This is a genomic window from Ideonella sp. (genome assembly GCF_035254525.1).
Taxonomy (GTDB): domain Bacteria; phylum Pseudomonadota; class Gammaproteobacteria; order Burkholderiales; family Burkholderiaceae_C; genus Ideonella.
In genome coordinates this window covers 16,920-43,483 of record NZ_DATFAN010000162.1, presented here as the reverse complement: position 1 = coordinate 43,483, position 26,564 = coordinate 16,920, and the positions used below count along the sequence as shown (strand labels likewise).

Below are 26,564 nucleotides of genomic sequence, written 5' to 3'. Positions count from 1 at the left end.
CGAGGGTGCTGTCGCACACTAAATGCGCCTCTTCGAGGCAACACCCTGTAAGCGCAATTCCAGCGCCTACGGAGCCCCGGCGAACTTCCCTGTCGGAGCCCCACTGAGTGGCATTGCCACTCACAGGCCCCTCCCCCCGCAAGGGTACGGAGGGGCTTCGTCATTGGGCGGCCGCTTCGTCCTTCGTCCCCCGTTTGGCATCATGCGGGCCTGTTTGACGAGATTTGCATGCCGATGCCATTGGCCCCATTGACGCGCGGCCGGCGCGTTCTGCTCGCCCTGGCCCTCCTGGTGGTGGCGCTGCTGCTGCTGGCCTGGCTCGTGCTGCCGCTGTGGCTGCGCGGCTTCGCCGAGCGGCAGGCCAGCGTGCTGCTGGGCCGGGCGGTCACGATCGCGGCGGTGCAGGTCAATCCCTTGCGGCTTCAGGTCGGCGTCGACGGCTTGGTGGTCGCGGGGCCCGCCAGTGGCAGCCGGCCGCTGCTGCGGCTTGCCCATGGCGAGGTGAACGCCGATCTGCGCAGCCTGTGGCGCGGGGCGCCAGTCATCGAGGCGGCCGAGCTGCGCGCGCCCGAGGTGAGCTTCAGCCGCTTGTCCGATGGCCGCTACGACATCGACGACGTGCTGGCCCGGCTGCGGCCGACGCAGCCGGCGCCGGCCGACAGCCCGCCACCGCGCTTCGCGCTGTACAACCTGAGGATCGTCGATGGGCAGGTGCGCTTCGACGATCGGCCAAAGGCGCGGGTGCACGAGGTGCGCGGCCTGCAACTCGGCCTGCCGTTCCTGTCCAACCTCGACGATGCCGTTGACGTCTTGGTCCGGCCACACCTGGCGTTCCAGCTCGACGACACCGCCTTCGACACCGGCGCCCAGGCGACGCCCTTTGCGCCCGAGCGCGCGGGGTCACTGACCCTGAAGACCGGCGACATCGACCTCGCAGACTGGCTGCCCTACGTGCCGGCGGGCCTGCCGCTGCGGCCGGTGGCCGGCACGCTGGCATTGGACCTGGCCCTGCAGTTCAAGGCCCCGCCCGGCGCCGCGCCGGAAGTCGGGCTGAAGGGCGGGTTGCGGGCGAAAGCCGTGCGCCTGGTCGATGCGGCCGATGCCACCTGCGCCGAGCTGGCTGGCCTGTCGTTGCAGGCAATCGAGGCCCAACCGTTGCGCCGTCACGTTGCCGTGGGCCTGGTGCAGTTCGACGGGCTGGACCTCCGTGTGCGGCGCGACACGCAATCCCGCATCAACTGGGTGCAGGCGTTCGCGAGCCCTGCGCCGGGCAGCGAGGCAGCCCCAACGGCGGCGGCGCAGGCGCCATGGCAGCTCGATCTGAGCCGGTTGATCCTGCAGAACAGCCGCCTGCAGTGGCAGGACGAGGCGGTTCGGCCTGCGGCGCAGGTGGCGATCGAGGACCTGCAGCTGCGACTCGATCGGCTGCGCTGGCCACTGGCCGAAGGCGGCGAGCCTGCCCGCCTGAGCGCGCGGGCGCGCCTGGCGCAGCCCGGCGTGACGCCTGTGGCAGCCGCCGGGTCGGCGCCTGGACTGCAGTTGGACGGCGAGTGGACGGCGGCTGGCGGCACGCTGCAGGCGCGTGGCAATGCCTGGCCACTGGGCTGGGCAGGCGCCTACCTGTCGCCGATGCTGAAGCCGCGCATCGAGGGCCGGCTCGGCTTCGATGCCACGGCACGCTGGCAAGGCGAACCTGGTGTGCAGCTGCCGACAGTCGAATTGACGGAGGTGCAGATCGATGATTTCCAGGCCACGGCGCCGGGTGAACGGCTGGCGGGTGCCGGCTGGAAGCAACTGCGTGTCGCTGAGGCCACGCTCGATGCCGTGCAGCGCCAGGTGACGCTGGGCCACGTGAGCTGGGACCGGCCTTCGATCCGCGCACGGCGCGACGCCGCCGGCCGGATCGACCTGCTGGGGTGGTGGATCGCCTCCGCAGCGCAGCCCGCCGCCCCCGCGCGTGAGGCGGGCGCGCCGTGGCAGCTGCGATTGCAGCAAGCCTCGGTCGACGGTGGCCGCGTGGTCTGGCAGGACGCCGCCGCCGGCGGGCCCGAGCCCGTGGCGCTGGATGTCCAGCGGTTGCAGCTCGGCCTGCGCGACCTCCAGTGGCCGGGCGCCCCCCGTTCGACCGCCCAGCTGCAAGGCAGCGCCATGGTCACGACCCCCGGCGACAAGTCGGCCGCCGGCCGGCTGAGCTGGCAGGGCAAGCTGGGCCTCGCCCCATGGGCATGGCGCGGCCAGGCGCGGGTCGAGCACTTTCCGCTGCACGCGGTGGCGCCCTACGGTGCTGGCGCGTTGCCGGTCACGATCGCGCATGCCGATGCGGGCTGGGCTGGCCAGGTCGGCGCCACCCTGGCCGACGCGGGCTTGAGCCTGACGATGAAGGGCGGTGCCCGCGTCACCGATCTCCGCTTGTACCCGCGCCTGGCCCCGGACGCCGGGCGCGGGGACGAACTGCTGAGTTGGCAGGCGCTGGAACTGCCGGGCGTGCAGGTCACGATCGCGCCCGGGCAGCGGGCCCGGGTCGAACTCGGCGAGGCCCGTCTGGCTGATTTCTATGCCCGGCTTTCGGTCAACGAGGCCGGGCACTTCAACCTTGCCGATCTGAACGCGGCCCCGGCTGCCGGCGGCGCGGCCGCGTCCGCAGCGCCCGCCGCCGCGGCATCCGCGGCGTCCGCGGCCGAGCCCGCGCTGGACCTGTCGATCGCCGGCCTGCAATTGGCGAACGGCAGCGTCGACTTCAGCGACCACTTCATTCGGCCCAACTACAGCGCCGCGCTGTCGGAGCTCAACGGCCGGGTCGGGGCCTTCCGCACCGGCACGCGCGAGATGGCGGCCATCGAGCTGCGAGGGCGCGTCGCCGGTACCGGGCAGCTCGAGATCCGTGGTGCGCTGAATCCGATGGCCAAGCCGCTCGCGCTCGACGTGCAGGCCCGCGCCAGCGAGCTCGAGCTCGCTCCCTTGTCACCCTATGCCGGCAAGTACGCGGGCTACGCGATCGAGCGCGGCAAGCTGTCGATGGACGTGAGCTACCGCATCGACGCCGACGGCCGGCTCGAAGCGAAGAACCAGATCGTGCTGAACCAGCTCACCTTCGGCGATCGCATCGACAGCCCCGATGCGACCAAGCTGCCGGTGCTGCTGGCCGTGGCCTTGCTGAAGGACCGCAATGGCGTGATCGACCTGAACCTGCCGATCGGCGGCTCGCTGAACGACCCGCAGTTCAGCATCGGTGGCGTCGTGGTCAAGCTGATCGTCAATCTGCTGACCAAGGCCCTGACCGCGCCGTTCGCGCTGCTCGCGGGTGGCGGCAGCGAGGACCTCAGCTTGCTCGAATTCGAGCCTGGCACCGCGCGCCTGGCCGATCGCGCCGCCCCGGTGCTCGACAAGGTGGCCCGCTCCTTGACCGAGCGGCCGGGCCTGCAGATGACCGTGACCGGCGTGGCCGACCCGCAGACCGAGCGCGAGGCGATGCAGGCCGCCTGGCTCGACGAAAGGCTGGTGGCCGAACTGCGCAAGGAGCGCCTGCGCGCCGGCGTGGCGCCCGAGGCCGCCGCCTCGGCGCCGACATCGTTCAGCGTCGATGACCGGGCGCGTCTCGTGCGCCGGATCTATGCGGACAGCAAGCTGCCGAACAAGCCGCGCAACGTCATCGGCCTGGCCAAGGACATCCCGGTGCCGGAGATGGAGGCCCTGCTGCGAGCGTCCTTCGTCGTCAATGCCGACAATGCCCGGGAGCTGGCGCTGCAGCGCGGACTGGCCGTGCGCGATGCGTTGATCGCCAAGGGCCTGCCGAGCGAGCGGCTCTTCCTGGCGGCGCCGAAGCTGCGCGCCGCCGGCGAGGGCGAAGCCGCTTGGACGCCGCGCGTGCAGCTCAGCCTGGCGACACATTGACCCCGTTCACGGGCCCGACAGGAGTCTTCATGGACAAAGCACCCACGACCGACACCATCACCCTCGCCGGCGGCTGCTTCTGGTGCCTGGAGGCGGTGTACGAGCAGGTCCGTGGCGTGGTCTCGGTCGAATCCGGCTACAGCAATGGCCGGGTCGTCAACCCGAGCTATGAAGCCGTCTGCAGCGGCGACACCGGCCACGCCGAGGTGGTGAGGGTCCAGTTCGACCCTGCGGTGGTCAGCCTGCGTGAACTGCTCGAGGTGTTCTTCAGCATCCACGACCCGACCACGCGCGACCGGCAGGGCAACGACGTCGGGTCGCAGTACCGCTCTGGCATCTACACCCACAGCGAAGCCCAGGCGGACGTGGCGCGCGGGGTGATCGCCGAAGTGAACACGGCCACCGGCGGCCGGGTCGTCACCGAGCTCGAGCCGGTAGCCAACTATTGGCGAGCCGAGGCCTACCATCAGCACTACTTCGTCCAGCACCCGGGGCAGGGCTATTGCGCCGTTGTCGTCGCGCCGAAGGTCGAGAAGTTCCGTCACAGCTTCAAGCGTCTGATGAGGGTCTGAGGCAGGAAGGGCTGAGGGTTCAACCATGCCGAACGACCCGGGCAGCGCGCCGATACTGCGGGTGCTCTACATCGAGGACAACCCGGTCAACGAGATGCTGGTGCGCGAGATGCTCGGCCTGCGCCCCGGCATTGCGCTGGACAGTGCGCCCGACGGCGGCAGCGGCATCGCATGTGCGCTCGCGCAGCGGCCCGACCTGATCCTGCTCGACCTGCAACTGCCGGACATGAGCGGCGTTGACGTGCTGCGCGCGCTGCGCCCCGAGCCCTCGCTGGCCCAGTGCCGCTTCATCGCGCTGTCGGCCAACGCGATGCCCGACGACGTGTCGCAGGCCCTGTCGGCCGGCTTCAACGAATACTGGACCAAGCCGCTGAACCTGCAGCGGTTCCTGGCGGACATGGATGCCCTCGCCAGGAGGCTGGGCCGCGCGTGATCAGGGGGCGAGGCGCTCGCGCACCCAGGCGCCGTCGACCAGCCGATAGCACAACCGGTCATGCAACCGCGACTTGCGGCCCTGCCAGAACTCCCAGCGGTCCGGCAGCAACCGGAAGCCGCCCCAGTGCGGCGGGCGCGGCGGGTTCAGGCCATGTTGGGCGGCCGCCTTGGCGACATTGCCCACCAGCACCGCGCGCGACGAGATCACCTGGCTCTGCGGCGAAGCCCAGGCGCCCAGGCGTGAATCCAGCGGGCGCGAGCGATAGTAGGCATCGGACTCTTCCTCGCTGACCTTCTCGACCCGGCCCTCGATGCGCACCACGCGCTCGAGCTCGACCCAGTGGAACTGCAACGCGGCATAGGGGTTGCCTGCCAGCTCGCGGCCTTTGCGGCTGGCGTAGTTGGTGTACCAGACCACGCCTTTCGCATCGAAGCCCTTGATCAGCACGATGCGCGTCGAGGGGCGTCCATCGGGCCCGACGGTGGCCAGCGTCATCGCGTTCGGCTCAGGGAGCTTGGCGGTGATCGCCTCTTTCAACCACGCAGAAAATTGCTGCCAGGGCTCGACGGCCGAAGCGGATTCGTCCAATTCGGCCAGCTCGTAGCTTTTCCTCAGTGCGGCAAGATCGTCCATGAGAGGGAGTGTAGGGGCTAGGCCTTAGGTGATCGTCCCACTGGAACCCGCCCTCCATCGATCCCATCCTAGTCGCCACGTCAACCACAAATGCGTTGGGCAGGGCCCCGGGGCCTACAGGGAACGGATGAGAAACATGAAGACGCCACCGACCATCATCGTGCTCGGCGCCGGACGTGGCAGCCGGTACACCGGTGCGCGGCACAAGCTGGCCGAGCCGCTCGGTAGCGACAGCGTGCTCAAGCTGACGGTGAGCAACGCGCTGGCCAGCGGCTTGCCGGTGGTCGTGATCACGACGACACACTTCGCCGACGACGTGGCCGACCTGGTCGCCAAGCGCGACATCGTCGTGCTCGACCAGGGCAGCGGTGTCGCACCTGGTGGCATGGGCGATTCGATCGCCGCAGGCGTGGCCGCGCGGCCGGCCGCGGGCGGCTGGCTGGTGATGCCGGCCGACATGCCACTGGTGCGCCCCGCGACGATGGTGGCGGTGGCCAATGGCCTGGGCCCGCACCCGGTGGCCTACGCGCAGCACCTGGGCCGGCGCGGCCACCCGGTGGCGTTCGGCGCGGAACTGTTCTCCGAGCTGGTGCGCCTGAGTGGCGACGAAGGCGCGCGGCGCGTGCTGGCGCGCTACCCGGGGTTGGCGGTCGAGGTCGATGACCCCGGCGTGCTGCTCGACATGGACACCGAAGCCGACCTCGCCAGCATGCGGGCGAGGGTCGCCGCCCAGTTGCCTGTGCGGCCCTGAGTCAGTCCCCCGCCAGGCGCATCAGGCGCTCGACCTCGCGGTCGCGAATCCCGCGGCGGCGCAGTTCCAACGCGGTTTCACGCAGGTAGTCGAGCGTGGTGCCGAAACGGCCCTGCGCCTGCGCCAGGATCTGGCGCATCTGCGCGTCGGCCAGCCGACCGGTGTGGCTCGGGCTGTTGTGCTGCAGGGTGAAGGCCAGTGCCGTCACCGGGCCCTTGGGTGTGCGGCAGGCAAGCCAGCGCGGGTCGTAGACGCCGGTGGGCATCTCGCGCAGCCAGAGGCGCCGCAGTTCGACTTCTACGCGCTGGGCGGGCACGCGAAACACCGCGCCGCGGCATGAGCCGCCCGCCATCAATGCGAACACCAGGCCCGGTTGGACGGGCGTGCCGCGGTTGACGCGCGATCGCATGCGGAATGCCCTGTGCCAGCCATGCACCTGGGCCGGCCATTCCGCATCGACTTCGAACTCGCGCCGCCACAGCAGCGAGCCATAGCCGAAGATCCACAGCGGCTCGCGGCCGCCCCATTCGTGCAAAGTGCGTTCGAGCAGCGGCGCCGGGTCGCGCAGCATGATCGCCTGATGCTCCATGACAGGAATCTAGCGCAGCCAGTGCAGGCTTCCCACGATGGTTTGACCATGTAACCAAGTTACCTGATAATCAAGCTCAGAGTTACACGACCGGAACCCTCTTCGAACGAACCGCTCATGAATCCATTGCACCCCTCGCTGGCCGAGGTCACCGCACGCATCCGCGAGCGCAGCAGGCCGACGCGCAATGCCTACCTCGCACGCGTGGACGCGCTGCGCCAGCGCCCGCGGGGCGCCGACCGCATGGGCTGCGCCAACGTGGCGCACGCCTTTGCCGCGATGCCGGGCGACGACAAGCTGCGCATCGTCGCCGAGAAGGCGCCGCACATCGGCATCGTGACCGCCTACAACGACATGCTGTCGGCGCACCAGCCCTACGAGACCTACCCGGCGCAGATCCGTGCCACCGCCCACCGGCTGGGCGCGACCGCCCAGGTCGCCGGCGGCGTGCCGGCGATGTGTGATGGTGTCACCCAGGGCTACCCCGGCATGGAGCTGAGCCTGTTCTCGCGCGACACGATCGCGATGGGCACGGCCATCGCGCTGTCGCACGACGTGTTCGACGCGGTGCTGCTGCTGGGCATCTGCGACAAGATCGTGCCGGGCCTGCTGATCGGCGCGCTGCATTTCGGCCACCTGCCTTGCGTATTCGTGCCGGCCGGCCCGATGGGCTCGGGCCTGTCGAACAGCGACAAGGCCAAGGTGCGCGAGCAGGCCGCGCAAGGCCTGGTCGGCCGTGGCGAGCTGCTGAAGGCCGAGCAGGCCGCCTACCACTCGGCCGGCACCTGCACCTTCTACGGCACGGCGAACTCCAACCAGATGCTGCTCGAGGCGATGGGCCTGCACGTGCCCGGCGCCGCGTTCGTGCACCCGCACGATCCGCTGCGCGCCGCGCTGACCGACGAGGCCGTGGCCACCGCGCTGAGCCTGCGCGCCGGCCAGCGCGACCTGCCGATCGGCCACCTGGTCGACGAGCGCAGCATCGCCAACGCGATGGTGGCGCTGCTGGCCACCGGCGGCTCGACCAACCACCTGATCCACTGGGTCGCGGTAGCGCGGGCCGCGGGCATCCTGATCGACTGGAACGACTTCTCCGAACTTTCGGCGGTGGTGCCGCTGCTGGCGCGTGTCTACCCCAACGGCAGCGCCGACGTGAACCAGTTCCAGGCCGCCGGCGGCCCGGCCTTCGTGCTGCGCGAGCTGATGCAGGCCGGCCTGATGCACACCGATGCACACGCGGTGGCCGCAGGCGGCATGGAGCGCTATGGGGAAGTGCCGGCGCTCGAGGGCGAGCAGCTGCGCTGGAGCGAACTGCCCGCACAAAGCGGCGACGCGAGCGTGTTGCGCGGCGTGGCCGATCCGTTCTCGCCCACTGGTGGCCTGGCGCTGCTGCAGGGCAACCTGGGCCGTGCGGTGATCAAGGTCTCGGCGGTGCCGGCGGATCGGCAGGTCATCGAGGCGCCGGCGCGCGTGTTCGACAGCCAGGAGGGCCTGCACCAGGCCTTCAAGGCGGGCGAGCTGGATCGCGACGTGGTGGTCGTCGTGCGCTTCCAGGGCCCGCAGGCCAACGGCATGCCCGAGCTGCACAAGCTGACGCCGCCGCTGGCGGTGTTGCAGGGCAAGGGCTACCGCGTGGCGCTGGTGACCGACGGCCGCATGAGCGGCGCCTCGGGCAAGGTGCCGGCGGCGATCCACCTGAGCCCCGAGGCGCTGGCCGGCGGCGCGCTGGGCAAGGTGCGCGATGGCGACCTGATCCGCCTGGATGCCCAGGCCGGCACGCTGCAGGCCCTGGTCCCCTCCGCCGAATGGGACGCGCGGGTGCCGGCCGAACGCAGCCCGGCGATGGCCGACGAAGCCGGTCATGGCCTGGGACGCGAGCTCTTCGCCGGCCTGCGCCGCAACGTCAACAGCGCCGAAGAGGGCGCCTGCACCTGGCTCTGACATTTTCATGATGAACACGCTTGAACTTGCTTCGTACGGACCGGTGATTCCGGTGATCGTGATCGACCGCCTCGACGACGCGGTGCCGCTGGCGCGCGCGCTGGTGGCGGGGGGGGTGAAGGTGCTCGAGGTCACGCTGCGCACGCCGGTGGCGCTGCAGGCGATCACGGCGATGGCGCGTGAGGTGCCGGGGGCCATCGTCGGCGCCGGCACGATCCGCAGTGCGGCCGATGCCCGCGCGGCCCGCCAGGCCGGTGCGGTGTTCGGCGTCAGCCCGGGCTACACGCCAGAGGTCGGCGCGGCCTGCCGCGAGATCGGGCTGCCGCTGCTGCCGGGCGTCGCGACGGCGAGCGAAGTGATGGCGGCGCAGGCCGACGGGCTCGCGTTCCTGAAGTTCTTCCCGGCTACCGCGGCCGGCGGCATTCCGATGCTGAAGGCGCTGGCGGGGCCGTTCCCGGACGTGGTGTTCTGCCCGACGGGCGGCATCACCCTGCAGACGGCGCCCGAGTTCCTGGCCCTGCCGAACGTGAAGGTCTGCGGCGGCTCGTGGCTGACGCCGGCCGATGCGGTGAAGGCCGGCGACTGGGCGCGCATCACGCGCCTGGCCGCCGAGGCCGCCGCACTACGCGGCTGAAGCTCGGCCGGCCGGCCTGACAGCACTACACCGGCACGGTGTAGTTCAGCGCCATGCGGCCGCCGTCGACGTGGACGATCTCGCCGGTCATGTAGCGCGCCGCGTCGCTGAGCAGGAAGGCGACCACGTCGGCCACCTCGTCCGGCTCGCCCAGTCGCTTCATGGGCGTGCGCCCGAGGATGCGCTTCTTGGCCTCGTCGCCGGTCAGCACGGCCTCGCGCGCCAGCTCGGTGGCGATGGTGCCGGGCGCCGCGGCGTTCACGCGGATGTGGTGGTCGGCCAGTGCCAGCGCCATGGCGCGCGTGAGCTGGTTGATGCCGCCCTTGCTGGCGTTGTAGCTCGCGATGCTGGCGATCGCCATCGAGCCGTTGACCGACGACATGTTGACGATCGCACCGCCGCCGCCTTGCGCCACCATCTGCCGCGCGACGGCTTGACCGACGAGGAAGGCGCCCTTCAGGTTCACGCCGATCACCGCATCCCAGTCTTCCTCGGTCACCTCGAGGAAATCGGCGGCGCGGAAGATGCCGGCGTTGTTGACGAGACCGTCGACGCGGCCGAAGGCGAGCACGGTGGCCGCGAGCGCGGCATCGACCTCACCTTTGCGGGCGACGTTGCAGGGCATGGCCTGGGCCTCGGCGCCCGCATCGCGCAGGCGCTGGGCAAGGGCCGTGGCGGCGGTGGCATTCACGTCCCACAGCGCGAGCTTCGCGCCTTCGGCGGCGAAACGCTCGGCGCAGGCCGCGCCGATGCCCTGGCCGCCGCCGGTGACGATGATCACGCGGCCGGCCAGGCCGAAGTTCGGGCGGGAAGAAGACGGTGAGGGGGCCATCGGGGCGGCTCCGGTTTCAGCGGCGCTCGCGGTCCAGCCACACGCCCATGCCTTGGGCGTTGAGCTCGATGTCGAGGGCGAGCGTCGCCTCGATGGCCTCGTCCGGCAGCGTGCAGCCGTGCGCGCGAAGGCTGCGCCGATAGAGCTGGCGCAGGCCCTCGCACAAGGCCTGGTGGCGCTGCGGATGATCGCGCAGGCCTCGGCCGAGCGCCACGACCTCGTCGAGCAGCGCGAGCTGATGGCGGCCCAGCTCGGCCACGTTGCCGAGCCTGCCGTAGTGCGTCAGGTAGACGGCCTCGGGCGTGCGCGCGAGCAGGCGCTCGACCGAGGCACGCAGCGCCTCGGGCTGGAACTGGACCGGCGTCGAGGTCGGGAAGATCCAGGGCTGGCCGGCGGCGTTGTCGAGCTCGCGGTACGACAGGCCGAAGGTGTCGCCGGTGAACCAGCCGCGCGAGACCGGATCCCAGATGCAATGGTGGTGCAGTGCATGGCCGGGCGTGTCGATGAACTCGAGCCTGCGGCCGCCGAGGGCCACGGTCATGCCGTCGGTGGTGGTCTGCACGCGCTCGGGGTCGACGCCGACGAGCTGGCCGTAGGAGCGGTCCATCTCGGCCTGGCCGTACACGGCGAGCGCACCCTGGTAGAGCGCGCTCGGGTCGATCATGTGGCGCGCGCCGCGCGGGTGCACCAGCAACCGAGCCCGGGGCAGCGCCTGCATCAACGGGCCGACACCGCCGGCGTGGTCCAGGTGCACATGGGTCGGGATGACCCAGTCGACCGCGTCGATGCCCAGACCCAGCGATTCGAGCGCGCCAAGCAGCCGGGGCAGGGCGTGGCGCGTGCCGGTGTCGATGAAGGCGGCGCGGCCGCGGTCGACGATCAGGTAGGCCGCGTCGAAGCGCGGCCGCTGAAAGCCGGTGTCGACGGCATGCACGCCGTGACCGAGTGCTTGCAGCGTGTCGGCCGGCATCGACAACGGCGGCCGGCTTACTGGCCGGCCAGGATGGCGTACAGCCGGCCGACATCGGCCGCACCGTCGCTGCCCTGCACGCTGCGCAGCGTGTGCTGCGCCTTGGCGCGCGTCTTCGGGCTTTGGGCCAGCGCCTGGCCCAGGCGCAGCTTGGCGTCTTCAGGTCGCTTCAGGCTGCCTTTGGCGATGCCTTGCTCGATCAGCGAGGCGCCTTGCTCGGCCTGGCCCAAGCTGGCCAGCACCGTGCCGACCTGGACCAGGGCGTTGCCGTCCTTGGCGGCCTGGGCGGCGGCGATTTCCTTGTCGATGCCGGCGCGGACTTCCGCGTCCTGCTTGTTGGCGAGGTCGCGCAGTCGCTTGTGGCGCTCGGCCTCGGCACCGGTGCCCAGGGCGCCAGACGCGAAGCCCTTCTCGACGATGGTCTTGGCCTCGGCCGGGTAGCCGCCTTGCAGCGACAGCTGGGCCAGCTCCATGAACTCTTCGGTCTTCGCGAGGTTGCCGGTGGCCAGTTTGAGCCGCATGACGTCGATCGCGAAGCGGTCGGAGAAACCGGGCTTGCGCGGCAGGCGGCCCAGCAGCACCGACCAGTACTCGCGCTTCGGGTAGTACGCGACCAGCTTCTCGAGCGTCGCGCTCTGCGCGGCGTTGGCGTTGGTGCGCTGCTGCGCATCCTGCAGGCGCAGCAGATCGTCTTCGCTCGGCCGGCGGCCGGCCTGCTCGGCGGCCGAGACGGCGGCGGCGGAATCGCGCGCGATGGAGGCGTAGTCGCCGCTCTGGCCTTGCAGGTAGCTTTGCAGCTGCTTGAGCTGGGCGCTGCTCGCTCCGGCCTGCAGCGCGCGGTTCAGCCATTGCGTGGCCTTGGCGTTGTCGCGCATCTGCGAGTAGATGAACGCCAGCGACTCGGCGACCTGGGCCTGTTCGCCGCCGCCGAGCTTGCCGCTGTTGTAGGCCGACTCGAAGGCCTGCGCGGCCGTGGCGTTGTCGCCGGCGCGCTGGGCTGCCGAGCCGCGCATGCGGTCGATCATCAACTGCTCCTGGGCGCTCTTGCCGCCGACGGCGTCGGCCTCGCGCACCTTGGCCAGGGCGTCCTTCGCCTTGCCGGCGCGCAGCAACTCACCCGCCTGCTGCAGCGGCTTGCCGACCTCAGGGCGGACGTTCTGGGCGTGGGCCAGGGTCAGGCAACCGGCGGCCATCAAGGCCAGCGTCAGGGCGCGCAGGGATTTCATGGGCATGGGTTCCGAAGGGATGTGTTGTGCCTGTCAAAAACGCAAACGGGGACCGAACCGCTGACGGCCGATCCCCGGCAGGGTCGTCATCGAGCGATATTCAGTTCATGAACTGCTCGTTGCCGACGATACCGATCTTGGTGACGCCCAGGCGCTGCGCCTCGGCCATCACCATGGCCACGTACTTGTAGGTGACCAGCTTGTTGGGGCGCAGGTGCACCTCGGGCTGGTCGGGCAATTGTGCGGTGCGGTACAGGCGAGCCTGCAGATCGGCGCGCGTCGGGACCAGCTCGTGGTTCCACGCGATCGTGCCGTCGAAGTCGACGTCGATCTCGACGACCGTCGGCGGCGTCGGCGGCGGTGCGTTGTTGGCGTTGACCGGCATGTTCATCTTCACCGCATGCGTCTGCACGGGGATCGTGATGATGAACATGATCAGCAGGACGAGCATCACGTCGATCAGCGGCGTGGTGTTCATCTCCACCATCATGTCGTCTTCGCCGGCGGAGCCTACGCTCATTGCCATGATTCGTGTCCTTCCTCAGTTCTTGGCCGGGGGCTCGGTGATGAAGCCGACCTTGGCGATGCCTGCGCGCTGGCAGGCCACGATCAGGCGGCCCACCGATTCATAGCGCACGCTCTCGTCGCCGCGGATGTGCACTTCCGGCTGCGGCTCCTTGACGGCTTCCTTCTTCAGCGCCTCGACCAGCGCCTCGGTGTCCGGCATGCGCTTCGTATTCCAGTAGACGTCGCCGTCCTTCGTCACGGCCAGCAGGATGTTCTCCGGCTTGGTCTGCGTCGGCACGTTGATTTCCTTGGGCAGGGTCAGCTGCACCGACTGGGTGACCACCGGGATCGTGATCAGGAAGATGATCAGCAGCACCAGCATCACGTCCACCAGGGGCGTGGTGTTGATGCTGGAGTTCATCGTCTCTTCGCCGTCTTCCGGCGAACCAACGCTCATGGCCATTGGTCAATCCTTTCTAACTGCCTCGAACCCAGCCAAACCAAGGGGTTTGCGCGGATCCGGCTCCGCCGGTCCGCTGCAAGAACCCCCTCGGGGGGCAGCGGCCGGATGGGAGCGTGGGGGTTCGTTCAGCGCTTGCCGGCCAGCAGCACGTTGTGCAGGTCGCCCGAGAAGGCGCGCACGCGCTCCATCGCGGTCTTGTTGCGGCGGATCAGCCAGTTGTAGCCCATCACCGCGGGCACCGCGACGGCCAGGCCGAAGGCGGTCATGATCAGCGCTTCACCCACCGGGCCGGCGACCTTGTCGATCGAGGCCTGGCCCGAGATGCCGATCGCGGTCAGCGCGTGGTAGATGCCCCAGACCGTGCCGAACAGGCCGACGAACGGCGAGGTCGAGCCGACGGTCGCGAGGAAGGCCAGGCCGTCCTGCAAGCGGCTGTTGATGTTGTCGACCGAGCGCTGCACGCTCATGCCGATCCACGTGTGGCGGTCGATCTGCTCGGTCAGCGTGCCTTCGTGGTGCTCGGCGGCCTTCAGGCCCTGCTCGGCCATGTAGCGGAAGGCGCTGGCTTCTTCCAGGCCCTCGGCGCCCTTCTTGACCGAACCGGCGGTCCAGAAGGTATCGAACGCGGCCTTGGCACTGACCATCAGCTTGCGCTGCTCCCAGACCTTCGTGAAGATGATGTACCAGCTGCCCATCGACATGATGACCATGATGATCAGCGTGCCGCGGGCGACGAAGTCACCTTGCGTCCACAGCGCTTCGAGGCCGTAGGGGTTGTCGATGGTTTCCTTCTTCACCTCGGGGGTCGGCACGCCGACCGGCGCAGCCTCGGTGGCCGGGGCAGCGGCCGGGGCCGAGGCGGCGGAATCCTGAGCCAGCGCGTCGACCGGGGTGATGGCGACGGCACCCAGCAGGGCGATGCAGGCGGCCAGGAAAGGGGCGCGCACAAACTTCAGAAAGGACATGGTTCCTCCAGAGGGAGCAAGGTTCTGGGCGTCGGGCCGTGTCAGGTTGACCCGTGGGCGCCCGTCATGAAAACTAAAGAATCGTCTGGTCGCTGGCGAGCCGGCAGGCTTACTCGAGCTTCCAGTCGTAGACCACCGTGGTTTGGCCGCCCACGGGCTTGCCGTTCTCGTCGACACCGGGCTTGAACGAGCAGACGCTGAGCGCTTCGACGGCCGCCTTGTCCAGCGCGCGGTGTTCGCGGCTCGAGCCGGAGGGCTTGATGATGTCGGCCTGCTTGACCTTGCCGGATTCGTCGACGAAGAAGCGGATGTGCGTGGAGCCGGAAGCTTCCGCACGGCGAGCCGATGCGGGGTATTCGGGCTTTTCGCAGCTCGACACGTTCAACTGCGCCGGGCGGGCCACACGCGGGGCCGGCGGGGCGGCCGGCGCCGGGGGCGCGGTGACCACCGGGGCAGTAGGGGCCGGCGGCGGTGCGACTGTGGTGGTGGTGATCTGCGGGGCCGGGCTCGGCGGCGGCGTGATGTTCACTTCCGGCGGGGGCACGAAGACCGGCGGCGGCGGCATGTTCTTCGGCGGCGGCGGCAGATTCTCGGGCGGAGGCGGTGGAGGAGGCTTGATCTCCTCGATGATCTTGGTCTCGATGGGGGCCTTCACCACCTCGACCACCTTGCGCGCCAGACCGCTGACCAGGGCGTAGCCCAGCAGGATGTGCAGCACGATGACAACGCTGAGCCCGACGGGATGTTTGCCGGGGTTGCGCTGCGCTTCTGCGTAGTCCACTCGTTTCCTCCAGTCGCCCGGTTCGGGGCGCTGTCTTGTCAATACGCAGCCTCATGGGCTGTGGGATCGCGGACTATAGCTCGGAGTTAATCTCGATCAACATAGGCTTCACCCTAATGATTCACACCTGAAACCCGAGGTTTGCCGAACGGAATGTGCCGGTTGGCGGGTGTGACCGAGTGTTGCGTGTCCAATCCGAGCCGTTTCCGAGCCTTTGCGCGATACGAAGCGGTCTTTCTAGCAAGGGGCATTCCTGCTTTTTGCGCTCGGGTACGTGCTGGTTACAGGGCAGGTCGATGCCAGGCATGGCACGTGCGGCGGCGGGCCCGGCAAGCTCCTACACGCCGTCGCGCCGGCCGCCGACAGGCGGGTGCCGGGAGGCTTCTTACGCTGCGGCTGCATGACATGAGCGGCTGCCCGGTCGCGAAGGAGACCTCCATGCCCACCGTCGTACTCGCCGCGCCGCCGCGCCGGCCGGCAGCCGCCCTGAGGCCCGAGGTCGCCTTCTTCCGAAGCGGCGGCCGCAGCGGCCCGCACGATCACGACACCGCCGCCAAGGCGCGCGTCGCGCAGTCGATCGCCGAGTTGCTCGGGTGGGAGTTCGTCGGCGAACTTGATCCGGCACTGCCGTCCCGGCGGCGAACCTACCTGGTGCCCACCGACACCCTGCCGAGCTTCGCCGACGCACGGCGACTCGGCGTTCGCGGCCCGGGCGACCTGTTCGGCGGTGTCGTGCCGCAGCCTTTCGCCAGCACCAAGGTGATTTCGCACCCGCTGGTGCGGCCGGACAGCCCGGCGCCGCGCGGCTGGTCGGCGGCCTGCGGCAGGCAGATGCAAGGGGCGGTGCTGCCCGGCTATTCGGTGTTCACCGCCGGCGATGCGCGTATCGCGGCCATGCAGATGCTTCAGCGCGGCGCGATCCGGCTGAAGGATCCGGCCGGCGTCGGCGGTGTCGGGCAGTGGGTCGTGCGCGAGCTCGGCGAACTGGAAGCCCATCTCGAGCGATTCGGCGCCGAGCGCCTGGCGCGCCACGGCCTGGTGCTCGAGCGCAACCTGCGCCACGTGACCACCTACAGCGTCGGCTGCGTCGAGGTCGGCGGGCTGCGTGCGGCCTACCACGGGACGCAGGACCTGACGCACAACCATCAGGGCCACGAGGTCTATGGGGGCTCTCGGCTGGTGGTCTCGCGCGGCGGGCTGGAAGATCTGCTGTGCGAGGCGCTCGACCCGGGCGTGCGCCGGGCGGTCGAGCAGGCGCTGGCCTTCCACCGCGCGGCGATGACCTGCTTCAAGGGCTTGTTCGCCTCGCGCTGCAACTACGATGTGGCACAGGGAACCGACGACGACGGCAATCCGTGCTGCGGCGTGCTCGAGCAGTCGTGGCGCATCGGCGGCGCCAGCGGTGCGGAGGCGGCGGCGCTGCACGCCTTCCAGGCCGACCCGGCGCTGGCCCGCGTGTGCGCGTCGACCTGCGAGCGTTATGCCGACGATGCCCAGCCCCCGCCGGGGGCCTGGGTGCTCTATGACGGCCCCGACAGCCACGGTGGCCGCTTGGTCAAGTTTGTCGAGGTGAACCGGGATGTCGACGCTTGAGGAAACCATCGAGATCCGGCTGGACGGCGCGAGCATCGCGGGCACCTTCGTGACCCCCGGCACGCTGATCCCCGGCGTGCTGTTCGTGCACGGCTGGGGTGGCAGCCAGGAGCAGTACCTCGCGCGAGCCCGGGATGTGGCCGCGCTCGGCTGCGTGTGCCTGGCCTTCGACCTGCGCGGCCACGCCCAGAACCGCGCCCTGTTCGAGACGGTGTCGCGCGAGCAGAACCTGCAGGATGTGCTGACCGCCTACGACACGCTGGCCAAGCGCCGCCACGTGGACCCCGGCGCGATCGCCGTCGTCGGCAGCAGCTATGGCGGCTACCTCGCGGCCATCCTGAGCGCGCTGCGGCCGGTCAAGTGGCTGGCGCTGCGCTCGCCGGCGCTGTACATCGATTCCGGCTGGGACAGCCCCAAGCTGCAGCTGCACAAGGACCAGGACCTGCGCACCTACCGCCAGCGCCTGGTGCTGGCCCACGAGAACCGGGCGCTGCAGTCGCTGCAGTCCTTCGAGGGCGACTTGCTGCTGATCGAATCGGAGCGCGACGACATCATCCCGCGGACCGTGCTGACCAGCTACCGTGAGGCCGCCACGCAGACCCGCTCGCTGAGCTATCGCTGCCTGGACGGCGCGGACCATGGCCTGACCAGCGAACGCGACCAGGCGGCCTATTCCAAGGTGCTGGGCACCTGGCTGAAGGAAATGGTGCAGGGCGCGCGCCGCGGCGCCGCCGTGCCGCCGGTGCCGATCGACGGGCACGCGCCCGAAACACCGCCGCGCACCGACTGAAGCGGGCCGCCGCCGTCGTCGCGGCACGCACTGGCAGCGCTTGGGCGCGCTTTCCTACAGGCGCGGCGGGGGCCGGCAGCTACAAAAGGGCCATGTCCGCGACCACCGCCGCCGCCCCGCTGAAGCTGCGCGTGCTGACCGTCAACACGCACAAGGGCTTCACGCTGCTCAACCGGCGCTTCGTGCTGCCCGAGCTGCGCGATGCAGTGCGCAACGTCAACGCCGATGTGGTCTTCCTGCAGGAAGTGATGGGCCAGTACGACGGCCGCCCGGCGCTCGGCGCCAGCTGGCCGCAGACGCCGCACTATGAATTCCTGGCCGACGAGATCTGGCCCCAGTTCGCCTACGGCCGCAATGCCGTCTACCAGGAAGGCGACCACGGCAACGCGGTGCTGTCGAAGTACCCCATCGTCGACGAACGCAACCACGACGTGTCGATCGGGCTGGACCGGCACGAGGCTCGCGGGTTGCTCCATTGCACGCTCTCGGTGCCGGGTTTCGAGCGGCCTGTCCACGCGATCAGCGTGCACCTGGGGCTGCTCGAGGCGCACCGGCGACACCAGCTCGAGGCCTTGTGCCGTGTGGTCGTCAACCTCGTCCCGACCGGTGTGCCGCTGCTCGTGGCCGGCGACTTCAACGACTGGCGCGACCGGGCTCACCGTGTGCTCGACCGATGCGCCGGGCTCCAGGAGGTCTTCGTGAATGCCCATGGTCGCGCCGCGCGGACCTTTCCCGCTTGGTTCCCGATGCTGCGGCTGGACCGCATCTACGTGCGCAACGCGCGTGCCCACCGCCCGGTCGCGCTGCCGAGACATCCGTGGGCCCGCCTGTCGGACCATGCGCCGCTGGCGGCGGAGGTGCTGTTGTGAAGCCGCGTTGGTGGGCCGGCAACCGGGTGCGCCTGCTGGAGAACGGCGAGGAGTACTTCCCCGCCGTGTTCGAGGCCATCCGCCAGGCCGAGCACGAGGTCATTCTCGAAACCTTCATCTGGTTCGAGGACAAGGTCGGCCACGCGCTGCACGAGGCGCTGCGCAGCGCGGCCGAGCGCGGCGTGCAGGTCGACGTGCTGGTCGACGGCTTCGGCTCGCCCGACCTGACGCCCGAGTTCGTGGCCCGGCTGACGGCCGTCGGTGTGCGCCTGCGGGTCTTCGATCCCTGCGTCAAGCTGCTGGGCCTGCGCTTCTCGATGCTGCGCCGGATGCACCGCAAGATCGTCGTGATCGACGGGCGGCGCGCCTTCGTCGGCGGCATCAACTACTCGGCCGACCACCTGGCCGATTTCGGCCCGCAGGCCAAGCAGGACTACGCGGTCGAGATCGAGGGGCCGGTCGTCGACGAGATCCGGCGTTTCGCGCACTCGAGCACCCACCCGCCGCCGCAAGCGCAACGGCGCGCGCCCCCGCCCGAGCCCGTCGGCCGGGCCGATGCGTTGTTCGTGCGGCGCGACAACCTGCACCACCGCAACGACATCGAGCGCTACTACCGCATCGCCATCCGCCGCGCGCAGCGCCAGGTGCTGATCGCCAACGCCTACTTCTTCCCCGGCTACCGCCTGCTGCACGAAATGAAGCGCGCCGCGCGCCGGGGCGTCGACGTGCGGCTGATCCTGCAGGGCGAGCCTGACGTGCCGCTCGCGCGCACCGCCGCCCGCATGCTGTACGACTACCTGCAGCTCGGCGGGGTCAAGGTCTTCGAGTACTGCGAACGTCCGCTGCATGGCAAGGTCGCGGTCGTCGACGACCAGTGGGCCACCGTGGGCTCGAGCAACCTCGATCCCCTGAGCCTGTCGCTGAACCTCGAGGCCAACGTCGTGCTGAACGACCGCGGCTTCGCGCGCGGGCTGCGCGAGCGTCTCGAGCGCCTGATCGAAGAATCCTGCCATCGGGTGCCGGTGCCCGTCGACGGGCACATCGGCTGGTGGAGCGAGCTGCGCGGCTTCGTCGTCTTCCACTTCCTGCGCCGCTTCCCGGTCTGGGCCAGCCGGCTGCCACGCCACCGGCCGGTGACGGCGAGCGCCACCGAGGGCCCGGATGGCCGCTGACCTCGCGCCAGCGGCGGGCCCCGGGTGCGTGGCTTGGCGCCGCGGCCTGTGGACGGTCTTCCTGTTGTTCACCACCGGCCTGATCGTGCACCTGGCCGGCTCGCTGGATTGGGCTGGCGCCTTTGCCGCGCTGCGCGCGCTGCCGCTCGGCACGCTGCTGGCGGCGCTGGCCTGCGCGGCAGCGGGCCACGCGATCTATGCCAGCTACGAGATGCTCGGCCGGCCGTTGCGGCCCACCCGCTGGCGCGGCCGCGCCGGCCAAGCTGGCACTGCGGCCACGCGCGCCGTGCCGGCGCGCTGGATGCTCGCGGTCGGCTTCGTCTCGTTCGCCTTCAAGCTCAACCTCGGCACCGTGGTCGGCGGCGTGGCGCTGCGTTACCGGCTCTACGGCCGGCTGGGCCTGGCGTTCGACGAGACCACGCGCATCCTCGCCGCCAGCGTGTTGACCAACTGGATCGGCTACGTCGCGCTGGCCGGCGCGCTGCTGCTGGCCCAGCCGCCGCTGCTGCCGGCGGGCTGGGGGCCGGGCCCGGGGGCGCTGCGCGCGGTCGGCGCCGGGCTGCTGTTGTCTGCGGTGGCGTACGCCGTGGCCTGCGGGCGTGCCGAGGGGCGCGAGTGGCACTGGCGCCGACACGCGCTGAGGCTGCCCTCGCTGCGCGTGGCGCTGCTGCAGTTCGGGCTGTCGGCGCTGCACTGGCTGCTGACGGCCGCGGTGTGCTGGGTGCTGCTGCAGCGGCAGGTCGATTTCGCCAGCGTGCTCAATGCGCTGCTGGTCTCCGCGGTGGCCGGGCTCATCACCCACGTGCCGGGCGGGGTGGGCGTGATCGAGGCGGTGTTCATCGGCCTGCTGCAGTCGCGCGTCGGCCAGGCCGAGCTGCTCGCCGCGCTGCTCGGGTTCCGGGCGGTCTATTACCTGCTGCCGCTGATGCTGGCGGTGGCGCTGTTCTTCGTCGTCGACAGGCGACGCGCGGGGATGAACGCAGGAGCGTGATCGATGCTGCGCATCTCCCACCCCGACCGCGTGATCGACCCCTTGACCGGCCTGACCAAGCTCGATCTGGTGCGCTACTACGAGAGCATGGCCGATCGCATGGTGCCGCACCTGAAGGGCCGTCCGGTGGCCGAGGTGCGGGGGCCCCAGGGCATCGGCGGCCAGCAGTTCTTCCAGCGGCACGACCCCGCCGCCGAGGACGACGAGGCCCCGCTGCAGATCGCCAGCGCCGAGCAGCTGCTGGCCGCAGCCCAGCTCAACGTGATCGAATTCCACACCGGCAACGTGAAGCTGCGGGCACCGGCCAAGCCCGACCGCATGGTGTTCGACCTCGACCCGGGCGAGGGCCTGGCCTGGCCCCACATGCAGGAGGGCGCCGAGCTGGTGCGCGCCTTGCTGCACGAGCTGGGCTTGCAGGGCTGGCTGAAGACCAGCGGCGGCAAGGGCCTGCACGTGGTGGTGCCGATCGCGGCGCGCTGGAGCGCCGACATGGTCAAGGCCGTGACCAAGGCGACTGTCGAGCGCCTGGCGCAGACCCTGCCCGAGCGCTTCGTCGCCAAGAGCGGCCCCGCCAACCGGGTCGGCAGGATCTTCGTCGATTACCTGCGCAATGGTGAGACGGCGACGACCGTCGCCGCCTTCTCGGCCCGCGCCCGGCCGGGGCTGGGCGTGTCGATGCCGATCCACTGGGATCAGCTGCGCGAGCTCGAGAGCGGCGCGCAGTGGACCGTGCAGACCGCCCGCGACCAGCTCTCAGTCGAAAAGCACGACCCCTGGGCCGGCTACGCCGATGCGCGGCAGTCGCTGACGGCGGCCATCAAGACGCTGGGCCTGAAATTTGCCCCCAACGCCGCGGGCCCCGCCAGGGGCCGCTCCCGGAAATCCTGAAGCCGAGACGCTGTCATCCCCACGCCGAGGAAACCGCAATGTGCGATGAACTGGACCTCGATGGCGTGCGCCGCTGGTTTTATGGCGGCACGCCGCCCGCCGGTGACGGCGGGTCCGACGATGCCGAGGCCATGGACGGACGGGCCTTCGCCGCGGCCGTCATGGCGCTGGCCGAGGCGCGCGCGGGCCTGCCCGCCGCGCCTGATGAGCCGGCGCCGCGGGCTCGTTCGCGCGCGGCCTGAGCTCGCCTTCGTGGCGCCGGGCCGCCGTCGGGCGGCCGGTTTGCGCTACGCTTGCCGCTTCGCCATCACGGTGCGACGCCGCCCATGGGTGCTCGACGGTTCTTCCTGTCCGCCTGGCCTGGCTACGCCGTGGCGCTGGCCGTCACCGCGCTGGCGCTGGGCCTGCAGTGGGCCTTGCGCCCGTGGCTTGACACACGCAATCCGTTCATCTGCTTCTGGCCGGCCATCGTGCTGGCCGCGGTGCTGGCCGGCCGCGGGCCGGGCTGGCTGCCGCTGATCGCCGGCCTGGCCAGTGCCGTGCGGTGGCTCTCGCCGGCCGGCACGCTGGCGGTCACGCTGCCGTCCGACCGGATTTCGCTGCTGCTGTTCGCCGTCTTCGGCGCCTCGCTGATCGAATTCGGCACTGCCCTGCGCCGCACCGGTGAACGCGCCGTGGCCGCCGAGGAGCGGCTGGTGCTGGCCATCCAGGGCACCGGCATCGGCGTGTTCGACATCGACCTCGTCGCCGAGACGGCCTACGCCTCGCCGGCGCTGGCGCGGCTGGTCGGCCTGCCGGTGTCGTCGTCCGCGGTGCCGCTGGCCAGGTGGGTCGAGCGCGCGCCGCCGGCGCTGCTGGCCGAGAGCCGCGCCAGGCTGGCCGAGAAGCTGCGCGAGCATGCGCGCAGCTACGAGCGTGAGCTGCAGGTGCCGCAGACCGGGGGCGCGCCGCTGTGGATGCTGTTGCGCGTGCACCTGAGCTGGTCCGGCGAGCGCGTCGTGCGGCTGCGCGGCGCCTGCGTCGACATCACCGAGCGCAAGGCGGTCGATGCGCAGTTGGCCCGCACCCGCGCCGACCTGAGCCAGCAGGTCGACGACCTCGACCGCATGCACGATCTCTCCAGCCACCTGCCCGAGGCCGGCTCGCTGCACGAGCAGCTGCAGATGGTGCTCGAGACGCTGGCGCACTTCCACGGGGCCACGCGCGGCATCGTGTCGCTGTGGGATACGGCCGCCGGCGGGCTGGCGCTGCAGGCCCAGCTCGGCTTCGACGATGCCGAGCTGCGGCGCCTGGCGGTCGTGAGGCCGGGGCAGGGCGCCTGCGGCCTGGCCTGCGCCGGGCGCGAGCGCGTGGTGATCGCCGACACCGAAACCGACGATCGCTTCGCCGTGTGGCGCGACTTCGCCCGCGAGCAGGCCTTCCGCGCGGTGCACAGCACGCCGCTGCTCGGCCAGGACGGCACCGTGCTGGGCATGATCTCGGTGTTCCTCGACACCGCACGCGAGCCGACCGAGCGCGAGCGCGCGCTGGCCGACATCTGCGTGCGCAAGGCGGCGGTGTTCTGCGAGCGCGCACGCGCCCAGGCGGCGCTCGAAGAATCGCAGGGGCGTTTCCGCGCGGTGCTCGAAGCCTCGGCCGTGCCTTTCATCCTGCTCGCGCCGCAGCGCGACGAGCACGGCGAGATCGTCGACTTCACCTGGAGCTACGTGAACCGTGCCGCCGCCGACGTGCTGGAGCGCCGCGCCGAGGACCTGGTCGGCCACCGCATGCTCGAGCAGCTGCCGCGCCACTGGAAGGACAGCAGCGCCTTTCGCCAGTACATGGCGGTGGCGCGCGAGGGCGAGGTGCGCGAGTTCGAGATGCACACCCGGCTGCGCGGCGGCGACGGCTGGCTGCATTGCATCGCCTCGCCGATGCGTGATGCGGTGGCGGTATGGTTCAACGACATCACCGACCGCAAGCGCAACGAGCAGCTGCTGCGCGAGGCCGACCGCCGCAAGGACGAGTTCCTCGCCACGCTGGCGCACGAGCTGCGCAACCCGCTGGCGCCGATCCGCCAGGCGGCGCTGCTGTCGACCTCGCGCGGCGCGACCGAGGCGCAGAAGCGCTGGAGCCACGAGGTCATCGACCGGCAGGTGCAGCACATGGCGCTGCTGCTCGACGACCTCCTCGACGTCTCGCGCATCACCCGCGGCGTGCTGGCGCTGCGCAAGACCGGCACCGAGCTGGCGGCGGTGATCGCCAGTGCGGTGGAAACCGCGCGCCCGATGATCGACGGCATGGGCCACGCGCTCGAGGTGAACCTGCCGCCCGGGCCCGAGCACTTCGAGGCCGACCCGCTGCGCATCGCGCAGGTGGTGGCCAACCTGCTGACCAACGCGGCCAAGTACACCGACCGCGGCGGCCGCATCCGCCTGGACGCCACGCGCGCCGGCCGCGAGATCGTGATCGAGGTCAGCGACGACGGCATCGGCATCTCGCCCGAGTCGCTGCCCGAGGTGTTCCGCATGTTCTCGCAGCTGAACATGGCCGGCGAGCGCTCGAGCGCCGGGCTCGGCATCGGCCTGGCGCTGTCCAAGGGGCTGGTCGAGCTGCACGGCGGCAGCATCGCGGTGCGCAGCGAAGGGCCCGGCACCGGCAGCACCTTCACCGTGCGCCTGCCGGTCGGCCAGGTGGCGGTCGACGGCGACCCGCTGGGCAGCCCGCAGCCGGCCGCGGCGACGCCGCGCAGGGTGCTGATCGCGGATGACAACCGCGACGCCGCCGACAGCCTGGCCGCGCTGCTGCAGCTCGACGGCCACGAGACGCGGCTGTCCTTCGACGGTGACGAGGCCCTGGCGGCGTACGAGCGCTTCGCGCCCGATGTCTGCCTGTTCGACATCGGCATGCCGGGGCGCAACGGCTACGAGCTGGCCCGCACGATCCGCGGCCTGCCCGGCGGCAAACGGCCGGTGCTGATCGCCATCACCGGCTGGGGCCAGGAGAACGACCGCCGCCTCGCGATGCAGGCCGGCTTCGACCACCACCTGACCAAGCCGGTCGACCCGCGGCGGCTGGCGCGCCTGTTCGAGGCCGGTGCGCCGCTCGGTGCCGGCGCGTAACGGCTTCAGGCAATTCGTACGCGCCCGCGCCGTGGCGTGGCGGGCACGCTGTTTGCCCCTGAACGGGCCCGTTCGGAACCCCGCACCGCCATGAGCCTGTTGCCCCCGCGCCGCCGCGCGACCGCCTTCCTGGTGCTGGCGATCGCCGCCACGGTCATCCAGGCCGGCTGCGACCGCAAGCCCACCGACCCGCCGCGGCCCTCCGACCCCGATCGCAGCATGCCGCGGCCGATCACCGCGGCGCCCGCCGCCTCGGCGGCGAGCCAGTGAAGCCCGGTGCCATGCCCGCCTCGTGAACAGGGGATAAGCCCCTACGCGGGGATACACGGCGATACACCGCGCAGGCGGTCTGCGCCATGATCGTGGCTCATGCCAAACGAGGCGCGCCGGCCGCGCGCCGAGCCGCGAGGAGCCGTCCCTGTCCCACGTCCTGATCGTCGACGACGACGCCGACTCCGCCGCCACGCTGCGGGATCTGGTTGCGCTCGAGAACTTCTCGGTCGCGGTCGCCCACACGCTGCGCGATGCGCGGCGCCAGATCGCCATGCAGTCGCCCGACCTGGTGCTGCTCGACCTGCAGTTGCCCGACGGCAGCGGCCTGGACCTGTTTGCCGATCCGGAGCTGGTGGCCAGTTCGGAACTGGTGCTGATCACCGGCCACGCCAGCCTGGAAACCTCGATCGAGGCGCTGCGCCTGGGCGCGGCCGACTACCTCGTCAAGCCGATCGTGATGAAGCAGCTGCACGGCGTGCTGTCGCGCTTCATGAAGCCGTCGGCGCTGAAGGCCGATGTCGCGCGCCTGAACGCGGGCCTGGCCAGCGGGGGCCCCTTCGGCCTGCTGTGGGGCCAGGCGCCGGCGATGCTGCGCGTGTACGAACAGATCTCGCGCGTGGCCGGCACGGCCGTGACCGTGTTCGTCACCGGCGAGAGCGGCACCGGCAAAGAGCTCGTCGCGCAGACGGTGCACGACCTGTCGCGCCGGCGCAGCCGGCCCTTTCTCGCGGTCAATTGCGGCGCGATCTCGCCCAACCTGATCGAGAGCGAGATCTTCGGCCACGAGAAGGGCAGCTTCACCGGCGCCGACCGGCAGCACCTGGGCTTCTTCGAGCGCGCCAACGGCGGCACGCTGTTCCTCGACGAGATCACCGAGATGCCGCTGGAGCTGCAGGTCAAGCTGCTGCGCGTGCTCGAGACCGGCCGCTTCATGCGCGTGGGCTCGACCCAGAGCCAGGAGGCCGACGTGCGCGTGATCGCCGCCACCAACCGCGCGCCGCAAGACGCGGTGAGTGCCGGCAAGCTGCGCGAGGATCTGCTGTACCGCCTGAACGTGTTCCCGATCGAGCTGCCGCCGCTGCGCGCGCGGATGTCCGATGTCGGCCTGCTGGCCCAGCACTTCCTCGACGGCATCTGCGCGCAGGAGGGCGCGGTCAAGCGCTTCAGCGCCAAGGCGCTCGACCGCCTGGGCTGCTACCCCTGGCCGGGCAATGTGCGCGAGCTGCGCAACGCGGTGCAGCGTGCCTACGTGATGGCCACCGGTGATGTGATCGACGACGAGTGGATGCCGCGCGCGCAGCAGGCCCTGCAGCCATCGGCCGCGGCCGCATCGGCCCCGGCCGAGGCCACGAGCGAGCCCGCCGTGGCGGCCGAGCCGCCGGCGTCGTTCGCACCCGAGCCCGTCGCCGCACCCGCCGCCGCGCCGGCCGCGATGCCGGGCGCCGACAGCGTCACGCTGCCGATCGGCATCACGATGGCGCAGGCCGAGCGCCTGCTGATCGAGGCTACGCTGCGGCACCACAAGTACCAGAAGGAGCGCACGGCGGCCGTGCTGGGCATCAGCCTGAAGACGCTGTACAACCGGCTCAAGGAGTACGCCGCCGAGTCGAGCGAGAGCGCCAACTGAGCGCCCCTGGGGCGCCTTGCCAGGTCGGGCGCCCGCGGTTTGCCGCAAGGCTTACATCCACGGGCGTGC

The 26,564-nt window shown here is 70.8% G+C and carries 25 protein-coding genes; 16 read left to right on the top strand and 9 right to left on the bottom strand.

The genetic code is table 11. The features are described from left to right. Nucleotides 1-228: 228 nt before the first annotated feature. Genes VJ693_RS16615 through VJ693_RS16605 form a run of 3 tightly spaced genes read left to right on the top strand, consistent with a single transcriptional unit; the run spans nucleotide 229 to nucleotide 4,896 of the window. Nucleotides 229-3,891 carry a DUF748 domain-containing protein gene (locus VJ693_RS16615; RefSeq protein WP_324155908.1) on the top strand — a complete coding sequence of 1,221 codons (3,663 nt, stop codon included), beginning with the start codon at nucleotides 229-231 and terminating at the stop codon, nucleotides 3,889-3,891. 29 nt (nucleotides 3,892-3,920) lie between these two features. Beyond that, nucleotides 3,921-4,463, top strand: coding sequence for a peptide-methionine (S)-S-oxide reductase MsrA (msrA, locus tag VJ693_RS16610; protein WP_324155906.1), 543 nt, complete (start codon nucleotides 3,921-3,923; stop codon nucleotides 4,461-4,463). Nucleotides 4,464-4,488: 25 nt separating this feature from the next. Next, nucleotides 4,489-4,896, top strand: coding sequence for a response regulator (locus tag VJ693_RS16605; protein ID WP_324155905.1), 408 nt, complete (start codon nucleotides 4,489-4,491; stop codon nucleotides 4,894-4,896). Here the strand turns inward: VJ693_RS16605 and pdxH are convergent, their stop codons facing one another. Beyond that, the gene (pdxH, locus tag VJ693_RS16600; protein ID WP_324155903.1) at nucleotides 4,897-5,532 is read right to left on the bottom strand and encodes a pyridoxamine 5'-phosphate oxidase; all 636 of its coding nucleotides are present in this window, start codon (nucleotides 5,530-5,532) and stop codon (nucleotides 4,897-4,899) included. A 136-nt stretch (nucleotides 5,533-5,668) separates the two neighbouring features. Between pdxH and VJ693_RS16595 the strand changes: the two genes are divergently transcribed. Next, nucleotides 5,669-6,283, top strand: coding sequence for a nucleotidyltransferase family protein (locus VJ693_RS16595; RefSeq protein ID WP_324155901.1), 615 nt, complete (start codon nucleotides 5,669-5,671; stop codon nucleotides 6,281-6,283). 1 nt (nucleotide 6,284) lies between these two features. On the opposite strand, the gene VJ693_RS16590 is transcribed toward VJ693_RS16595, so the two are convergent. Continuing rightward, nucleotides 6,285-6,872: a gamma-glutamylcyclotransferase gene (locus tag VJ693_RS16590; protein ID WP_324155899.1), complete on the bottom strand. Its 588-nt coding sequence runs from the start codon at nucleotides 6,870-6,872 to the stop codon at nucleotides 6,285-6,287. Between the two features lie 117 nt (nucleotides 6,873-6,989). Here VJ693_RS16590 and edd point away from each other — a divergent pair, with 117 nt between their 5' ends. Both edd and eda read left to right on the top strand, forming a co-directional pair. Further along, complete coding sequence (edd, locus tag VJ693_RS16585; protein WP_324155897.1) at nucleotides 6,990-8,813, top strand: phosphogluconate dehydratase; 1,824 nt, start codon at nucleotides 6,990-6,992, stop codon at nucleotides 8,811-8,813. Nucleotides 8,814-8,823: 10 nt separating this feature from the next. Further along, complete coding sequence (gene eda / locus VJ693_RS16580; RefSeq protein WP_324155895.1) at nucleotides 8,824-9,447, top strand: bifunctional 4-hydroxy-2-oxoglutarate aldolase/2-dehydro-3-deoxy-phosphogluconate aldolase; 624 nt, start codon at nucleotides 8,824-8,826, stop codon at nucleotides 9,445-9,447. A 25-nt stretch (nucleotides 9,448-9,472) separates the two neighbouring features. Here the strand turns inward: eda and VJ693_RS16575 are convergent, their stop codons facing one another. The 7 genes from VJ693_RS16575 to VJ693_RS16545 all read right to left on the bottom strand — a co-directional run bounded on the left by VJ693_RS16575 (nucleotide 9,473) and on the right by VJ693_RS16545 (nucleotide 15,191). Further along, a complete protein-coding gene (locus VJ693_RS16575) occupies nucleotides 9,473-10,279 on the bottom strand; it encodes an SDR family NAD(P)-dependent oxidoreductase (protein WP_324155893.1) in 807 nt (268 codons plus the stop codon). Between the two features lie 16 nt (nucleotides 10,280-10,295). After that, a complete protein-coding gene (locus tag VJ693_RS16570) occupies nucleotides 10,296-11,249 on the bottom strand; it encodes an MBL fold metallo-hydrolase (RefSeq protein WP_324155950.1) in 954 nt (317 codons plus the stop codon). Nucleotides 11,250-11,266: 17 nt separating this feature from the next. Continuing rightward, entirely contained in the window at nucleotides 11,267-12,475 is a 1,209-nt protein-coding gene (locus tag VJ693_RS16565; protein ID WP_324155891.1) for a hypothetical protein, read from the bottom strand. Between the two features lie 100 nt (nucleotides 12,476-12,575). Next, nucleotides 12,576-13,001, bottom strand: coding sequence for a biopolymer transporter ExbD (locus VJ693_RS16560; protein ID WP_324155889.1), 426 nt, complete (start codon nucleotides 12,999-13,001; stop codon nucleotides 12,576-12,578). A gap of 15 nt (nucleotides 13,002-13,016) precedes the next feature. After that, nucleotides 13,017-13,445, bottom strand: a complete 429-nt coding sequence (locus VJ693_RS16555; RefSeq protein ID WP_324155887.1) for a biopolymer transporter ExbD — start codon at nucleotides 13,443-13,445, stop codon at nucleotides 13,017-13,019. 125 nt (nucleotides 13,446-13,570) lie between these two features. Continuing rightward, entirely contained in the window at nucleotides 13,571-14,410 is an 840-nt protein-coding gene (locus VJ693_RS16550; RefSeq protein WP_324155886.1) for a MotA/TolQ/ExbB proton channel family protein, read from the bottom strand. 109 nt (nucleotides 14,411-14,519) lie between these two features. Beyond that, nucleotides 14,520-15,191, bottom strand: coding sequence for an energy transducer TonB (locus tag VJ693_RS16545; protein WP_324155883.1), 672 nt, complete (start codon nucleotides 15,189-15,191; stop codon nucleotides 14,520-14,522). Nucleotides 15,192-15,629: 438 nt separating this feature from the next. Between VJ693_RS16545 and VJ693_RS16540 the strand changes: the two genes are divergently transcribed. The 10 genes from VJ693_RS16540 to VJ693_RS16495 all read left to right on the top strand — a co-directional run bounded on the left by VJ693_RS16540 (nucleotide 15,630) and on the right by VJ693_RS16495 (nucleotide 26,495). Continuing rightward, a complete protein-coding gene (locus VJ693_RS16540; protein ID WP_324155881.1) occupies nucleotides 15,630-16,784 on the top strand; it encodes a DUF3182 family protein in 1,155 nt (384 codons plus the stop codon). Further along, nucleotides 16,771-17,574 (top strand): alpha/beta hydrolase family protein, encoded by an 804-nt coding sequence (locus tag VJ693_RS16535; protein WP_324155878.1) that lies wholly within the window; start codon nucleotides 16,771-16,773, stop codon nucleotides 17,572-17,574. The genes VJ693_RS16540 and VJ693_RS16535 overlap by 14 nt, the downstream gene beginning before the upstream one ends. Before the next feature lie 92 nt (nucleotides 17,575-17,666). Beyond that, nucleotides 17,667-18,443 (top strand): endonuclease/exonuclease/phosphatase family protein, encoded by a 777-nt coding sequence (locus VJ693_RS16530; protein WP_324155875.1) that lies wholly within the window; start codon nucleotides 17,667-17,669, stop codon nucleotides 18,441-18,443. After that, entirely contained in the window at nucleotides 18,440-19,615 is a 1,176-nt protein-coding gene (clsB, locus tag VJ693_RS16525; protein ID WP_324155872.1) for a cardiolipin synthase ClsB, read from the top strand. Before VJ693_RS16530 ends, clsB begins: the two co-directional genes overlap by 4 nt. Further along, nucleotides 19,605-20,606 carry a YbhN family protein gene (locus tag VJ693_RS16520; RefSeq protein WP_324155870.1) on the top strand — a complete coding sequence of 334 codons (1,002 nt, stop codon included), beginning with the start codon at nucleotides 19,605-19,607 and terminating at the stop codon, nucleotides 20,604-20,606. Before clsB ends, VJ693_RS16520 begins: the two co-directional genes overlap by 11 nt. A gap of 3 nt (nucleotides 20,607-20,609) precedes the next feature. Next, the gene (ligD, locus tag VJ693_RS16515) at nucleotides 20,610-21,494 is read left to right on the top strand and encodes a non-homologous end-joining DNA ligase (protein ID WP_324155867.1); all 885 of its coding nucleotides are present in this window, start codon (nucleotides 20,610-20,612) and stop codon (nucleotides 21,492-21,494) included. 38 nt (nucleotides 21,495-21,532) lie between these two features. After that, nucleotides 21,533-21,736, top strand: a complete 204-nt coding sequence (locus tag VJ693_RS16510) for a hypothetical protein (RefSeq protein ID WP_324155864.1) — start codon at nucleotides 21,533-21,535, stop codon at nucleotides 21,734-21,736. A gap of 84 nt (nucleotides 21,737-21,820) precedes the next feature. Beyond that, nucleotides 21,821-24,595 (top strand): ATP-binding protein, encoded by a 2,775-nt coding sequence (locus VJ693_RS16505; protein ID WP_324155861.1) that lies wholly within the window; start codon nucleotides 21,821-21,823, stop codon nucleotides 24,593-24,595. A gap of 90 nt (nucleotides 24,596-24,685) precedes the next feature. Further along, entirely contained in the window at nucleotides 24,686-24,865 is a 180-nt protein-coding gene (locus tag VJ693_RS16500; RefSeq protein WP_324155858.1) for a hypothetical protein, read from the top strand. A 148-nt stretch (nucleotides 24,866-25,013) separates the two neighbouring features. Further along, nucleotides 25,014-26,495, top strand: a complete 1,482-nt coding sequence (locus VJ693_RS16495; RefSeq protein ID WP_324155948.1) for a sigma-54 dependent transcriptional regulator — start codon at nucleotides 25,014-25,016, stop codon at nucleotides 26,493-26,495. The last annotated feature ends 69 nt before the right edge of the window (nucleotides 26,496-26,564 follow it).

Bases quoted from the DNA above. Each gene is read 5' to 3' on its own strand.
- ligD (WP_324155867.1), top strand. From the start codon at position 20,610: ATGCTGCGCATCTCCCACCCCGACCGCGTGATCGACCCCTTGACCGGC.
- VJ693_RS16555 (WP_324155887.1), bottom strand. From the start codon at position 13,445: ATGGCCATGAGCGTTGGTTCGCCGGAAGACGGCGAAGAGACGATGAAC.
- VJ693_RS16570 (WP_324155950.1), bottom strand. From the start codon at position 11,249: ATGCCGGCCGACACGCTGCAAGCACTCGGTCACGGCGTGCATGCCGTC.
- VJ693_RS16510 (WP_324155864.1), top strand. From the start codon at position 21,533: ATGTGCGATGAACTGGACCTCGATGGCGTGCGCCGCTGGTTTTATGGC.
- VJ693_RS16520 (WP_324155870.1), top strand. From the start codon at position 19,605: ATGGCCGCTGACCTCGCGCCAGCGGCGGGCCCCGGGTGCGTGGCTTGG.
- msrA (WP_324155906.1), top strand. From the start codon at position 3,921: ATGGACAAAGCACCCACGACCGACACCATCACCCTCGCCGGCGGCTGC.
- VJ693_RS16590 (WP_324155899.1), bottom strand. From the start codon at position 6,872: ATGGAGCATCAGGCGATCATGCTGCGCGACCCGGCGCCGCTGCTCGAA.
- VJ693_RS16595 (WP_324155901.1), top strand. From the start codon at position 5,669: ATGAAGACGCCACCGACCATCATCGTGCTCGGCGCCGGACGTGGCAGC.
- VJ693_RS16500 (WP_324155858.1), top strand. From the start codon at position 24,686: ATGAGCCTGTTGCCCCCGCGCCGCCGCGCGACCGCCTTCCTGGTGCTG.
- edd (WP_324155897.1), top strand. From the start codon at position 6,990: ATGAATCCATTGCACCCCTCGCTGGCCGAGGTCACCGCACGCATCCGC.
- VJ693_RS16550 (WP_324155886.1), bottom strand. From the start codon at position 14,410: ATGTCCTTTCTGAAGTTTGTGCGCGCCCCTTTCCTGGCCGCCTGCATC.
- VJ693_RS16505 (WP_324155861.1), top strand. From the start codon at position 21,821: ATGGGTGCTCGACGGTTCTTCCTGTCCGCCTGGCCTGGCTACGCCGTG.
- eda (WP_324155895.1), top strand. From the start codon at position 8,824: ATGAACACGCTTGAACTTGCTTCGTACGGACCGGTGATTCCGGTGATC.
- VJ693_RS16575 (WP_324155893.1), bottom strand. From the start codon at position 10,279: ATGGCCCCCTCACCGTCTTCTTCCCGCCCGAACTTCGGCCTGGCCGGC.
- VJ693_RS16530 (WP_324155875.1), top strand. From the start codon at position 17,667: ATGTCCGCGACCACCGCCGCCGCCCCGCTGAAGCTGCGCGTGCTGACC.
- VJ693_RS16615 (WP_324155908.1), top strand. From the start codon at position 229: ATGCCGATGCCATTGGCCCCATTGACGCGCGGCCGGCGCGTTCTGCTC.
- VJ693_RS16605 (WP_324155905.1), top strand. From the start codon at position 4,489: ATGCCGAACGACCCGGGCAGCGCGCCGATACTGCGGGTGCTCTACATC.
- VJ693_RS16565 (WP_324155891.1), bottom strand. From the start codon at position 12,475: ATGAAATCCCTGCGCGCCCTGACGCTGGCCTTGATGGCCGCCGGTTGC.
- pdxH (WP_324155903.1), bottom strand. From the start codon at position 5,532: ATGGACGATCTTGCCGCACTGAGGAAAAGCTACGAGCTGGCCGAATTG.
- VJ693_RS16540 (WP_324155881.1), top strand. From the start codon at position 15,630: ATGCCCACCGTCGTACTCGCCGCGCCGCCGCGCCGGCCGGCAGCCGCC.
- VJ693_RS16535 (WP_324155878.1), top strand. From the start codon at position 16,771: ATGTCGACGCTTGAGGAAACCATCGAGATCCGGCTGGACGGCGCGAGC.
- VJ693_RS16560 (WP_324155889.1), bottom strand. From the start codon at position 13,001: ATGGCAATGAGCGTAGGCTCCGCCGGCGAAGACGACATGATGGTGGAG.